A 13,343-nucleotide genomic window follows, 5' to 3' on the forward strand; every position below is an offset into this window, starting at 1 on the left:
TCGGCAGCCCATCCCGGAAAGGAAGACTATGTGGACTCGGTTCTTGATCAAGTCCTTTTGGACGCGTGTAGCGATTGTGGCGGGCATTCACGCCATAATCGACAGCGTCAGGTTGCTCGTGAGCCGGCTTGGCGGTTACCCGCTGGCAGACGCCCCGCGCATCGACGATCACCACGTGTTGCCCACGATCGTGGGCCTCGCCATCGGTTACGGGCTTGGTGGCCTGATCGTGGCAGCGTTCACCAGTAACTCCAGCGAGTTCTACAACTACGCCCTGCGTGGGCTCGATCCCCAGCGGCGCTCGGCGGCTGTCGCCGCCGCCTTCCGCGGGCCAGTGCCGGCTGATTGGTCTGTCCGCGATGTGGCGATTCGGGTCGCCACGCGCCGACTCCAATGCGTCGGGTTCTGGAGAGTCTGGTGGCTGGTCCTGTCGTGCTTGGACATCTTGGCGTTGGCCGTGCGGGCAGTAGGAGGTGATTGGCAAAGACTCGACCTTGAAGATTGGGCGACCACCGTGCTGATCCCGTGCCTTGCGGCGGCGGCATGGTACGTGTCGGTCAGGGCCGAGCGGCGCCTCCAGACGCTCCGGTGGACAAGCAGTTTCGGACCGGGCGTTGATTCTGCGCTGACGGCGTAACCCAGGACGGAATCTGCCGAATCCTTTTCGCGCGCTCAATCTGGTCGCTAGGCTCGCCGCCTTAGCACGCAGGGATAATGTTTGGCCACGACTCCGCAATCTTCATCGCGTCAACTGCCGCAGCTTTCTGCGCAACGGCCATCAGGGGAAGACCTGTTGGCCGCAGGTCACACCACGCAGCGGTCATGCGCAATCGAGTGTCGGTGGGGTCCGCCAGACTTCGATTGATCGCCGTTGCGCGTACTCTGCGTTTATTCGAGTTCCATGGCGAAAGGAGCGTGCGGTGTCCGACCTGGCGCACCTGCCGCGCGGTTTGCTGAGCCTGGAGCAGTGGGATGCGCTCGAACTCGACCCGACGCGACGGTGGGAACTCAGCGAGGGAACACTGATCATGTCGCCGCGTCCGCAGCTATGGCACCAGCGCATCTCCAGAAGGCTTACCCGCCTGCTCGAAGATCACCTACCCGACGGGCTCGAAGCGGTTCCCGAAATCGAGGTGATAACGAACGCATCGTTCCCGCCGAGCGTCCGCGACCCCGACATCGTGGTGATTCCGGATCGCATGTTCGAGCGACGTCTTGCCCGCGTCCCGGCAGCGGATGTCGTACTGGTCGTCGAAATCGTATCGCCGGGTTCGCGCGGAACCGACCATGTCATGAAGTTGCACGAGTACGCGAAGGCGGGCATCGCGAATTACTGGATCATCGATCCGGACGCGACGATCGATGACCGCTTTCTCGCTTACCATCTCGACGGCGAAATCTATCGACGGGCCGCGGCTTTCGACGGAGAGCACATCCGGGTGAACGACCCGGCCGCAATGGAATTCACGCTGCAGGCGTTGATTGGTCGCTGAGGCGACGCAAAGCACCTCGCCGGGCGTTGACTCCGCGCTGGCGCGCGGCCTGCTCGCACTTTCACGCCACAGACGCAGAGTCAACGCGAACGGGCCGCGGCGCGGTAACCTCATTCTCGTAAGGCAATGAGCGGACGGGAGAACATTCATGATCGGGCCCGGCGATGAAGCTGAAGTAACCCGCGGCGACCGCTTCATCAAGACGGCCGTCGCGATACTCGGCGAAACCGGGCGAACCGACTTCACCGTGCAAGAGGTCGTCGCCCGCTCCAAGACCTCGCTGCGCGCCTTCTACCAGCACTTCAGCAGCAAAGACGAACTGCTGCTAGCGCTGTTCGACAGGACCATCGCGCAATCGGTGCAGATCTGGCGCGACGAGACCACCGGCCTGGACAGCACGTCGGCGCTCAAGCTGGTGATCGACCGCGTCAGCCAGCAGCCGGAGTCAAGCACCCAGGACAGCCTCAACCGGGCGCTGGGCCTCTACAACCAGCACCTGGCCGAGACCCGTCCCCGCGAGTACGCCCGCGTGCTCTCCCCCATGCATCAGCTCATCCGCGACATCGTCGGACAGGGCATCACCGAGGGTGTGTTCAACCCGGGACTCGATGTCGGTGCGGCGGCGGCGATCGTCATGCAGACGATCGTGGGCGCGCAGCGATTGCATTGGCTGGGAACGGAATTGAACGGCGCACCGATAGACGCCGGCCAGCTCTACGACTTCTGCAGCCGCGCCCTCGGCATCCGGGATATCGAAGACGAAGTGCCGGCGCCGTCGCTGGCCGAGCTGTTCGCGCAAATCGGCATGCGCCCGGGCATCCACGAGGGCGAGTTCGCCATGACGATGCCCGTCAGCCCGAAGGTGACCAACACCTCCGGCGCCCTTCAGGGTGGCTTGATCGCCACCCTCGTCGACGTGGCGGGCGGCCAGTTCGGTCTGGACCATCTGCAGCCGGACACCACCATGACCACCGCCGACCTGTTCATCCGATACCTGCGGCCGATCCGGCAGGGGTCGGCACGCGCGGTGCCCCGGATGCTGCGGGCCGGCCGGCGCACGATGGTCATGCAGGTGGACATATACGGCGACAGCAGTGCCGACGACGGGGTCAATGGGGACGCACTGGCAGCTACGGCAACCGTGAACTTCGCCATCATCAACGGGCCGACGCCGACGATCGGGCTTCAGTAGCCCCCGTACACGTTATTGCGCAGAAGTGGTAACGTCATTACCGCAATCTGAGAATCCAGACTTTCCGAGGAGATCGCCATGCCGTCTCGCGAGCTTTCCTTCCCCGTGTTCGACGCCGACAACCACATGTACGAACCCCAGGAAGCGCTCACCAAGTTCCTGCCCGACAAGCGCAAGAACGTCATCGACTACGTCCAGGTCCGCGGCCGCACCAAGATCGTGGTGCGCGGCCACATCAGCGAGTACATCCCCAACCCGACGTTCGAGGTGGTAGCCCGCCCCGGCGCCCAGGAGGACTACTTCCGTAACGGCGCGCAGGGCAAGACCTACCGCGAAATCCTCGGCGAGCCGATGAAGGCGATTCCCGCCTTCCGTGAACCGGGCGCGCGCCTCGAGGTCATGGACGAGCTCGGTATCGACTACGCCCTGATGTTCCCCACGCTGGCCAGCCTGGTCGAAGAGCGGATGAAAGACGACCCGGAGATGACCCATGACGTCATCCACGCGCTCAACCAGTGGATGCACGAGCAGTGGACGTTCAACTACGAGGAACGCATCTTCGCCACCCCGGTGATCACGCTGCCCATCGTCGACCGCGCGCTGGAGGAACTCGAATGGTGCCTGGAGCGCGGTGCGCGCACCGTGCTGGTCCGGCCGGCCCCGGTGCCTGGCTACCGCGGCAGCCGGTCATTCGGCCTCGAGGAGTTCGACCCGTTCTGGCAGGCCTGCATCAGCGCCGAGATTCCGGTCTCGATGCACGCGTCCGACAGCGGCTACTCCGAGTTCGCGAACGTGTGGGAGCCCGGGGACGAATTCCTGCCGTTCAAGCCGACCGCATTCCGGAGCTTTGCAATGGGGCATCGGCCGATCCTGGACGCGATGGGTGCGCTGGTGTGCCATGGCGCGCTGTCCCGCAACCCCGAGTTGCGGATCCTGTCGATCGAAAACGGCGCCGACTGGGTGCCGGATCTGTTCAAGGGCCTCAAGGGCGTCTACAAGAAGATGCCGCAGTCGTTCAGCGAGGACCCGATCGAGGCGTTCAAGCGGTGCGTCTACATCACCCCGTTCTGGGAGGATCGGTTCGCCGAGATCGTCAACATGGTGGGCACCGACCGGGTGATGTTCGGGTCCGACTGGCCGCACCCCGAAGGCCTGAAGGACCCCATCACGTTCGTCGACGAGCTTTCCGACTTCGACGAAGAGGACCAGGCGAAGATCATGGGCGGCAACCTGATGAAGCTGATGAAGGTCTCGAAGCCGGTCTCAGCCTGATCCGGTAGGACTTCGAGGCCGGGCCTATGGACGGACCCCGCCGCACTTGCTATACAAGAGCACCATGAACCTGGTTCCGGGAGAGAACTCCCAACCAGGTACCGCTCAAGTGATGTTGAGCACACGCTTAATTGCCGAACTCGGCGATCCGCACAGCACACTGCGGGCAGTCACGCAGCGAAGCGGACCGGTGGTGATCGTGCGGGCGGGCGGCGAGATCGACGCCGCCAACGAGCACACCTGGCACCAGCTGGTCAGCGAAGCGGCGGCGGTCGCGAGCCCACCGGGTCCGTTCGTCGTCGACGTGAATGGCGTTGATTTCATGGGCTGTTGCGCGTTTGCGGTGCTGGCCGACGAAGCCGAGCGATGCCGGCGCCGTGGCATCGCGCTGCGGCTGGTCAGCTGCAATCCGGGCGTCGCCCGGATCGTCGCGGCATGTGCGCTCGACGACGTGCTGCCCGTCTATCCGACCACCGACTCCGCCCTGTCGGCGGCGGTGGCCTGAAGTCGGGACGCGGCACTGGCAAAAGACACGCCGTCACGGCGCGAAAATTGGTGCGACGAGCACCGGATCCCCATTGATAATCTGGATAAGGCGTGTGGCAAATAGCTGCTGCGTCGGAACATACGCCTGCTGCAAGGCCTGTTGGCGGCTTCGTAGGAGGGACAAATGGCGGGCGAGAAGGACTGGGACAGGGCGGTCGGCGCGGCCGAGGACGTGCGGCGCGTATTCGAAAGCATCCCCGCGATGGTGGTCGGGCTGGAAGGGCCAGACCACCGTTTCGTCGCGGCCAACGCGCTTTACCGCGCGCTGAGCCCGAAGTTCAGCCCGGTGGGGCTGCCCGCCAAAGACGTCTACCCGGAGCTGGAGAGCCAGCAGATTTTCGACATGTTCGACCGGGTGTACCAAACCGGTGAGCCGCAATCCGGGGCCGAGTGGCGGCTGCAGGTCGATTTCTACGGCACGGGCTATGAGGAGCGCTTCTTCGACTTTCTGGTCACCCCGAGGCGCAGCGAAGACGGATCGATCGAGGGTGTGCAGCTCGTCTTCGACGACGTGACGAAGCGGGTAGAGGAACGGCTTGCCGCCGAGGCGCGGATGGAGGAGCTGTCCGAGCAGTACCGCAGCGTCCGCGATTCCGCCATCGTTATGCAGCAGGCACTGCTGGCGCCCTCGGTGCCCGTCGTCCCCGGTGCCGACATAGCCGCCGAGTACCTGGTCGCCGCGGAGGACACCGCCGCAGGTGGGGACTGGTTCGATGCGATGCCCCTCGGGGATCGGCTGGTGCTCATCGTCGGCGACGTCGTCGGTCACGGCGTCGAAGCCGCCGCGGTGATGTCGCAATTACGCACTGCCATCCGGATGCAGATCGCAGCCGGCCACACCATCGTGGAGGCCCTCGAGGCCGTCGACCGCTTCCATGAACAAGTGCCGGGATCGAAGTCGGCCACCTTGTGTATCGGCTCACTCGATTTCGCCACCGGTGCATTCCAGTACTGCACGGCCGGGCACCCGCCGCCGTTGCTGGTGTCCGCCGACGGAAACTCACGGTATGTGGAACCGTCCGGCGCCGGCCCGCTCGGCAGCGGCGCCGGCTTCCCGATGCGCGCCGAAGTGATCGACATAGGTGAGTCGATCCTGCTGTACACCGACGGCCTGATCGAACGCCCGGGCCGGCCACTGCAGGCGAGCACCGCGGAATTCGCCGAATTGGCCGCGAACATCGTCAGTGGCGGCAAGGGCTTCGTCATGGATGCCCCGATGCGGCCCATCGACCGTCTCTGCTCGGAGACACTCGAATTGCTGCTCCGGTCGACCGGCTACAGCGACGACGTCACCATGCTTGCGGCGCAACGACGTACGCCGATCGCGCCGCTGCACATGACGCTCGATGCCACGATCCATACCGCGCGCGCGGTTCGCGCCCGGCTCCGGGAATGGCTGACCGATATCGGTGCCGATTACTCCGACATCTCCGATGTTGTGCACGCTATCTCCGAGTTCGTCGAGAACGCGGTCGAACACGGTTACGCCACAGAGGTTTCCGACGGCGTCGTGGTCGAGGCCACGCTGGGGGGTGACGGCAACCTGCGCGCATCGGTGATCGACCGCGGCCACTGGAAGGATCACCGCGCGGGTGAACAGGGTCGCGGGCGCGGACTCGCGATGGCCGAAGCCCTGGTGTCGCACGCCCACGTCACGCACGGTGACGACGGCACTACCGCCACCGTGACGCACCGTCTGTCGCGGCCGGCGAACTTCATCACCGACCCCGTGGTCAGCCGGGCAACCTACCAACGCGCCATCAACAGGGAATTCGTTTCCCTGGTCGGGGATGCCGGGCACATCGTCGTCAGCGGCGATGTCGATTCGACCACCGCGTCTACCCTGGACCGCCAGATAGCCGTCGAAAGCCGCTCCGGCATAGCGCCTTTGACCATCGACCTGAGCGCAGTCACGTACCTCGGTTCGGCGGGCGTCAGCGCGCTGGCCGCCGCCCGCGACCGGGCGCGCCGGCAGGGCGGCGACTGTGTCCTGGTTGCGCCGCCCGGCAGCACCGCCCACCACGTCTTGACGCTGGTACAGATACCGGTCGTCAGCGGTGAAACCGAGGGCGTTTTCGCCGAGGAGTAGTGGCGATCGCCAGCGCGGCGTAGCCGGGCGCAGCGGGTCGCCACCATCAGGAGTAGCCGGCTCAGCGGGCCTGACCGTGCCGCACCTGATTGAACGGCACCCCACGGTCGGCGACGTATTCCCGCGGGAAGTTCAGCACCCGCTCCCCGATGACGTTACGGGCCATCTCCGTGGTGCCGCCACCGATGGCGACCGACTGCCGGGACAGGTATCGGAACCCGGCCTGCAGGCCCTCACCCACTTCCCCGACGACGCCGGCCGCTCCCGCGATCGACAGCGCGGTGTCCATGTCCAGGCTCACGGTCTCGGCGTGGAAGAGCCTGATCAGCGTTCCGCCGGCCGGCGGCAGCAGGCCGTCCCGGACACTGTGATAGACGTGCCCGATCAGCTGCTCTTCGACCGCCCGGTGCACCAACGCCCGGCCGGCCCGCTCCTGCACCCGATCGCTGTCGGCCTGCCCGGTCTGGTGCGCGAGGTCGGCGTAGTCGACCGGCGTCGTGTGGCCGCCTTCGCTGCCGCTGCCGCTGGCGAACTCAGAGCCCTGGCCGACCGCGCGGCGTTCGTGATACAGCTGCCGGGACGCCACCGCCCATCCCTGGTTCACCACACCGACCACGGCGTCCTCGCCGACGTCGACGCCGTCGAGGAACTCCTCGCAGAACTCGCTCGACCCGTTGACCTGCCTGATGCGCCGCAATGTGATCCCCGGATGCCCGATGGGCACCAGGAACATGGTCAGGCCGTCGTGTTTGGGCACATCCCAGTTGGTGCGGGCCAGGCACAGCCCATAGTCGGCGGCGAACGCGCTGGTGCTCCACGTCTTGGCGCCGTTGATCACCCATCCGTCGCCCTGCCGTTCGGCGCGGGTGATGACGCCGGCCAGATCTGATCCGCCGGAGGGTTCGGACAGCAGCTGCACCAGTATCTCGTCGCCACGCAGCGCGGCCGCGATGTGCTGCTTCTTCTGCTCCTCACTGCCGGTGTCAAGCAGCGTCGCGCAGCAGATCGTGAACGTCGGCGTGTTCAGGATCAGCGGCATCTCATAGCACAGCGATTCCTCGTCGAAGGCCCGCTGATACGCGTAGTCCAGCCCGAGACCGCCGTACTCGCGGGGAAAGCAGATACCGGCGAATCCGCCTTCGTAGAGCCACTTTTGCAATTCCCTGGCTCGCTGCCAGCTGCGCTCGTCGTCGCGGGGGGCGGCCGGCGGGGACTTCGGGTCGACGCGCGGCATGTTGTCGGCCAGCCAGGCTCGCGCCCGGGCCGCGAACTCGGCTACGGATTCGGTGGATGTCATTCCACCACTTGCGCTTTCGCTGCGGCATGCCAGGCGTACACCCGGCGGTTGTGCTCCTCCGGCGTGCCGAACATGGCGCGGTACAACGTAACTCGCCTCAGGTACAGATGCAGGTTGTGCTCCCAGGTGACGCCGATGCCACCGTGCATCTGCACACAGCCCTGGACGATCTGCCCCGCCATCTCTCCGACGTACGACTTGGCGATGCTGGCCGACAATCGAGCGTCGAACGAGCGGGCGGCCACGTCGGCAACCGCTGCTGCCGTGGTCGCCCGGCACGCCTCCAGCCACATCTTCATGTCGGCGAACCCGTGTTTGAGCGCCTGATACGACGCCAGCGGGCGGCCGAAGGTATAGCGGTCCAGCGCCCATTGGACGGTCAGGTCGAAAACCGTTTGCAGGATGCCGACCACCTCGGCGCACTGCAGCACCTGGGCGATCTGGCTCTGACGGTCGATCAGCGCGGCCGTCTCGGCGGCACCGCCGACGGTCGCGGACGGCTCCACCAGCACACCGTCGAAGTCCACTCGCGCGTAATGCTTGACCAGGTCGATCGACTGCTGAGGCGTGATCCGCACGCCCGGCGCGTCGGTCGGGACGAGGAACTGTCGCACGTCCTCACCACAGCGCGCCACCACCAGCAGCACGCCACTCTGGGCGGCTGCCTCGACGCGGTCTTTGGTGCCCTGAATACGGTAGCCGGAGTCGGTCGGGGTGGCCGTCACCGACGGCTGCTGCGGCGCCCAGCCCCGCCCCGGTTCACAAACCGCCCACGATCCCACCATTTCACCGGACATCAGCGCTTCGATGGTGGCAGCGTGGGCCAGCCGATCGGCGCAGTCGACCAGTCCGGTAAGCACAGTGCTTACCGGGTATAGCGGCCCGGGCGCCACGGTCCTGCCGAGCTGTTCGGCGACCATGGCCAAGTCGGTGACACCGCTGCCCGAGACGCTGCCGCCACCGAGCTCCTCGGGAACGAGCAGACCCGTCCACCCGAGCTCGGCGGCCCGCCGCCACCATGCCGGGTCGAACGAGGTGCCCGCGGCATGCAGCTCCCGGACGTAGCGAAGCGGCGCCTCTTTTTGCAGAAATGCTTGGGTGGTGGAGGTGAAGAGTATCTTTTCAGGAGAGTCGACTGCGGTCATGATGCAGGTACGCGGGGGGCAAAGTTTGGGTGGAGGATCATCCGCCTGATCGGTCCTGGTCGGAGTTCGTTGGCGATTTGATGGTAGCAATGACCAATACCGTAAGAGATACCGGAGTCCAGTCGATAATGACGTGCGCGGCGCGCGAGCTGTAAAGCCCGATTCAGCGGTCGTTCTGGTTTTTGTCGACCAGACACCGCAAGCAAGGAAACCCCCGATCCGGCGATGCAGGCCAGCAGCGTGCTGATGAGCGTGGCCCGGGTGAACGGCATTTGGATGATCACCAAGTTCAGCCCGGTTTAAGCACTTTGGTTATCCGCGCCATGGCCAAGCGGACCGTTACATAGCGAACGCGCGGCGCAGACTCTGCGCGTGCAAAGCCCGGTTCTCTTGGGAGACAACCCAATCCGGTACGGCCGAGTCGAAGCCGTTGAATGTGGCTGCGACAACGTGTAACTCGGTGTGGACGTAGGCATGCAGCAACCGATTCGCATAGTCGATAGCTTCGTCGCGGCACGGGTCGATCTCCGAACAGCTGACGAGGGTGGGCGGCAGCCCCTCCAGGTTCGCCCGATGCGCGGGCACGTGGTGACCGCTTGCCGTGGCGTGGCCGAGGTAATGGCCCCACGCCCGGCTCACCGCCGGGCCGTTAAGGCCCGGGGTGCGCTGGAATTCCCGCCGCGACGGCGTCGCGTCGGAGTCGAGCATCGGCTGGTGCAGGATCTGCATCAGGATCGTGGGACCTTCGCTGTCGAACATGCGCTGAGCCAGACACGCGACCAGCGCGGCACCCGCGTCGCGACCCATTACCGCGACGTGGCCGGCGTCCGCGTCCAGTTCCGCGCTGTGCTCGACGACGTACCGCAGAGCCGTTTCGACGTCGTCCAGGGCCGCGGGACACGGATCTTCCGGCGCGAGCCGGTAGTCGACCGAGACCACCAGACAGCCGGCCTGACGGGCCAACTCGACGCAGTCGGCGTGGTCGGTGTCCAGGTTCCCGGTCACGAACCCTCCGCCGTGCGCATAAACCACCAGCGGTGCCGCTGACTCGGTGGGGCCCCGATAGATTCGCAGGTTCAGCTGCCCCCCGTCTGGCCCGAGAACCGCGCGCGATTCGACGTCGACGCCGGCGGTGTCCACCGCTGCGGCGCGCTCGGCGGCCGCCCGGTTGGCGGCCTCGCGCTCGGCGGGCAGGGTTTCGGCCAGGAACTCGACCACGCCCGACCCGGCGGCAGCATCTCGCAGCGCCGGGTCGAGACGGCTAATGCCTTGCGGCCGTGTGAGATTCGTTTGCGTCATGCCCTCTTATCTCCCAGGTCAGCAGAAAAGCCATCTTCAAGGTAGACCTGTGACTCTATGTGGTGGAAGATGCGGTACTCCTCGTTTCCGCCCAGACCGCGGGCCACCAGCAGCCAGGATATCCAACTGGTCCCGGTGTGCGCGGTCTCGGATTCGCGTCCGGTGAAGCTCCATCTGCTCAACAGGACGCAGCGGGCCAAGCCGTCGGTGAGCGCATCGGCCGACCAGAGCCGCGACGACACCGTCGCCCGCTTGAGGCGGCCGGCCACCCGGGCCCAGTGGCGGTCGAGTTCGTCGACGCCGATCAGCGGTGTCGCATACTCGTCGCCGAGGTAGATCGGCTGCGGTGTCTCCCGCTCCCAGAGGTCGGCGACGCCGGCGATATCCAGCGCCGACCATCTTTCGTCGTATTCGCTGATCAGGGAGTTAATCGAGGGCGTCACCGACGGCCGGCCGTTCTCCGGGCAGGGCCTTGACGGTCGACGGAAGCCCGTAGAGCGCGGTCGCATTGCCGCGCATGATCCGCTCGCGCTGGTCGGGCGGGAACCGGTTGATCGCGTACGTGGGCGAGTCGTAGCTCCAGTGCGGATAGTCGGTCGAGAACATCAGATTGTCGCCGAGGTCCATCATCTCCAGGCATTCGCGGAACCGCACGGTATCGGCGTCCTCGAGCGGCTGGGTGGTGAACCGGACGTGTTCGCGCACATACTCCGACGGGCGGCGGCGCACCTGCGGCAAGTCGCCGCGACGGGCTTCCCAGATCCGGTCCATCCGCGACATCACCGGCATCGCCCACGTGAAGCCGCCCTCGATGAATACCACCCGCAGGTCGGGATGCCGGTCGAATGCGCCGTCGAAGACCAGGCTCATCAGATGAGACACGTACAGCAGCGGCCAGGACGCAAAGAAGTCGTGCCAGTGCGCCGGGTTGCCGACCGGGTACAACGGGATCAACTCGAACGGCGTCTGGCCCATCAGATGGGTGGCGATAGGCAGACCGTTGCGTGCTGCGGCCTCATAGAGCGGGTCGAAATGTGGCTTGCCGAACGGGATTCCGCGTGTCTGCGGCGTCATCAGCACCTGGGCCATATAGGGATGTCCGGCCCACCGTTCGATTTCCCGGGCGGCCTGCTCGGGTGTCTGCGCGCTGACGCTGACGGACCCGCGCCAGCGCCCGTGCGCGTTGTGCTTGTCGAGCCATACGTCGGCGAGCCAGTCGTTGTAGGTCGACTTCAGCACGTGCTCGGCCTGCGGCAGCTGCGCGTCACACATCGGCTCCAGCGACGCGATGCTGACACCGGCATCGACAAGCAACTGCTTGGCGGCGAAATCGGGGTCGCTGCCCGCCACCCCGCCGCCGGGCGGCGCGGCGTCCAGACGCAGCGACATCGTCTTGTACGAGTCCGGCGTGTCGTAGAAATGCGGCACCGGGGCGACCGCATTGCCGGTCGGCCAGATCTTGTCCACCCATTCGGCGGGCGCGTAGGACTTGAGCACCTCGGCCGAGACGGGCAGCGGGTGCACATCGGTGTCCACGATGGCGACCGCTATGTCTTGTTGTGCGGTCGCTGACTCCGACCGCTCGATCGTGGTCATAACACACTCTCCTTCAGCCCGTAGAGCTCGCCGGCGTTTCGCCACAACACCTTGTCCCGTTGCAAGTCGTCAAGGCCCGCGACCATTGTCTGCGGCGACGTGGTGGACCAGTGCGGGTAGCCCGACCCGTACATCAGCAGGTCGGACTTGCCGGTGAACTCCATCCAGCGCTGCATGTCGCCGGCGTCCACCGGTCCGTCAAGAGCCGAGGAACAGAACCGGACATGGTCGGGCAGGTATTCGCTGGGATAGCGGTCGACCCAGGGCGTCTGGTCCCGCATCGACAGCCAGAACGTGTCCAGCCGCCACATCAGCGGGGTGAGGATGTCATAGCCGCCGTCGGCGAAGACGAACCTGAGGCCGGGGTGCCGGCCGAAGACGCCCTCGACGATCAGTGTTGCCAGGTGGACGAAGTAGTTGAGCGGCATGAACGCCGCATATCCCGGGTAGGTGTGCGCGTGCCCGGCGAACGTGGGCGCATGGTCGACGCCGTTGCCGCCGTTGATGTGCACCGCGACCGGCAGCCCGTGCGCGGCGGCGGCCTCCCAGATCGGTTCGAACATCGGCTTGCCGTACGGCTCGCGCGACTGCATTGGAACGCCGACCTGCACCAGCTTCGGGTGATCGGCGAGGCGCTCGATCTCGCCGACCGCGCCCTTGGGGTCTTCGGGGTTGACCCGGATGGTGCCGCGAAACCGGTTGGTGCTGTCGGGCTCCAGCCACCGGTCGAGCAGCCAGTCGTTCACCGCCGCACAGATTCTGCTGTTGAGCAGGTAGTCGGCGATGTTGCCGCGGGTCAGCGGATTCAGGATCGCGTAGCTCACGCCGCCGTCGTCGAACAGATGTCGGCTCACGGTCTGCGGATCCGACCCCGGATAGTGCTCGCCGTAGAGGTCTTCCCGGTAGTCGCCGCCGGGTGCCTGGTACCACTGCTGCTCGACGTCGGGGATCGACCGCAGCTGGTGGGCGGCGGGGAGATAGCGCCGGATCTCGGCGTTGTAGCGGAAGTGCGGTTGCACATTGGTGTCGATGATCGGGCCGGTCATGCGGATAAATACACCTCCCCGTCGGTGACATCGACCTGATAGGTGCGGACGCGGCGCCGCGGATCGGCAACATTACAGCCCGTCGTCACGTCGAATTCCCAGTTATGCCAAGGGCATCGAACGATCTGCCCGTCACGCACCCGCCTGAGCCGGTCTGGCTCCTCCGGGGCGGATTCGTTGGTGCCGCCGATCAGGCCCTGACACAGCGGGGCGCCCTCGTGCGAGCAGTAATTCACGATCGCATGCAGCGAACCGCGCACGTTGTACACGCCGACACCGAACTTCCCCACATCGACCAGTTTCATCCGGCCGGGCGGCAGCTCGTCGAGGGTGCACACGAATCGCCGTTGCAGCACCGGAGCATCACC

Annotated in this window: 13 protein-coding genes and 1 pseudogene; 7 read left to right on the top strand and 7 right to left on the bottom strand. The window is 65.9% G+C overall.

The genetic code is table 11. The features are described from left to right. Positions 1–118 precede the first annotated feature (118 nt). The 6 genes from VML93_RS20510 (at position 119) to VML93_RS20535 (ending at position 6,592) form a co-directional block, all read left to right on the top strand. Complete coding sequence (locus VML93_RS20510; RefSeq protein WP_325613493.1) at positions 119–637, top strand: hypothetical protein; 519 nt, start codon at positions 119–121, stop codon at positions 635–637. 283 nt (positions 638–920) lie between these two features. After that, the gene (locus tag VML93_RS20515) at positions 921–1,493 is read left to right on the top strand and encodes a Uma2 family endonuclease (protein WP_325613494.1); all 573 of its coding nucleotides are present in this window, start codon (positions 921–923) and stop codon (positions 1,491–1,493) included. Between the two features lie 148 nt (positions 1,494–1,641). Continuing rightward, on the top strand, positions 1,642–2,685 hold the full coding sequence (locus VML93_RS20520; protein ID WP_325613496.1) for a hotdog fold thioesterase: 1,044 nt from the start codon (positions 1,642–1,644) through the stop codon (positions 2,683–2,685). Positions 2,686–2,763: 78 nt separating this feature from the next. Beyond that, positions 2,764–3,957: an amidohydrolase family protein gene (locus VML93_RS20525; protein ID WP_325613498.1), complete on the top strand. Its 1,194-nt coding sequence runs from the start codon at positions 2,764–2,766 to the stop codon at positions 3,955–3,957. Between the two features lie 112 nt (positions 3,958–4,069). After that, complete coding sequence (locus tag VML93_RS20530) at positions 4,070–4,462, top strand: anti-sigma factor antagonist (RefSeq protein WP_414686406.1); 393 nt, start codon at positions 4,070–4,072, stop codon at positions 4,460–4,462. Between the two features lie 165 nt (positions 4,463–4,627). After that, a complete protein-coding gene (locus tag VML93_RS20535) occupies positions 4,628–6,592 on the top strand; it encodes a SpoIIE family protein phosphatase (protein ID WP_325613502.1) in 1,965 nt (654 codons plus the stop codon). A 61-nt stretch (positions 6,593–6,653) separates the two neighbouring features. Here the strand turns inward: VML93_RS20535 and VML93_RS20540 are convergent, their stop codons facing one another. Continuing rightward, positions 6,654–7,889, bottom strand: coding sequence for an acyl-CoA dehydrogenase family protein (locus tag VML93_RS20540; protein WP_325613503.1), 1,236 nt, complete (start codon positions 7,887–7,889; stop codon positions 6,654–6,656). Continuing rightward, positions 7,886–9,034 (bottom strand): acyl-CoA dehydrogenase family protein, encoded by a 1,149-nt coding sequence (locus VML93_RS20545; protein WP_325613505.1) that lies wholly within the window; start codon positions 9,032–9,034, stop codon positions 7,886–7,888. Before VML93_RS20545 ends, VML93_RS20540 begins: the two co-directional genes overlap by 4 nt. A 157-nt stretch (positions 9,035–9,191) precedes the next feature. On the opposite strand from VML93_RS20545, the pseudogene VML93_RS20550 reads away from it, so the two are divergent. Further along, positions 9,192–9,337: pseudogene (locus VML93_RS20550) on the top strand (hypothetical protein); the annotation flags it as partial. A 36-nt stretch (positions 9,338–9,373) separates the two neighbouring features. On the opposite strand, the gene VML93_RS20555 reads toward VML93_RS20550, so the two are convergent. Genes VML93_RS20555 through VML93_RS20575 form a run of 5 tightly spaced genes read right to left on the bottom strand, consistent with a single transcriptional unit; the run spans position 9,374 to position 13,331 of the window. Next, positions 9,374–10,333: an alpha/beta hydrolase gene (locus VML93_RS20555; protein WP_325613507.1), complete on the bottom strand. Its 960-nt coding sequence runs from the start codon at positions 10,331–10,333 to the stop codon at positions 9,374–9,376. Next, on the bottom strand, positions 10,330–10,776 hold the full coding sequence (locus tag VML93_RS20560; RefSeq protein WP_325613508.1) for a hypothetical protein: 447 nt from the start codon (positions 10,774–10,776) through the stop codon (positions 10,330–10,332). The genes VML93_RS20555 and VML93_RS20560 overlap by 4 nt, the downstream gene beginning before the upstream one ends. Continuing rightward, positions 10,760–11,929 (bottom strand): amidohydrolase family protein, encoded by a 1,170-nt coding sequence (locus VML93_RS20565; protein WP_325613510.1) that lies wholly within the window; start codon positions 11,927–11,929, stop codon positions 10,760–10,762. Before VML93_RS20565 ends, VML93_RS20560 begins: the two co-directional genes overlap by 17 nt. Beyond that, positions 11,926–12,975, bottom strand: a complete 1,050-nt coding sequence (locus VML93_RS20570; protein ID WP_325613511.1) for an amidohydrolase family protein — start codon at positions 12,973–12,975, stop codon at positions 11,926–11,928. Before VML93_RS20570 ends, VML93_RS20565 begins: the two co-directional genes overlap by 4 nt. Then, a complete protein-coding gene (locus tag VML93_RS20575) occupies positions 12,972–13,331 on the bottom strand; it encodes a Rieske (2Fe-2S) protein (protein WP_325613513.1) in 360 nt (119 codons plus the stop codon). Before VML93_RS20575 ends, VML93_RS20570 begins: the two co-directional genes overlap by 4 nt. Positions 13,332–13,343 lie beyond the last annotated feature (12 nt).

The organism is Mycobacterium sp. (genome assembly GCF_035499775.1).
Lineage (GTDB): Bacteria > Actinomycetota > Actinomycetes > Mycobacteriales > Mycobacteriaceae > Mycobacterium.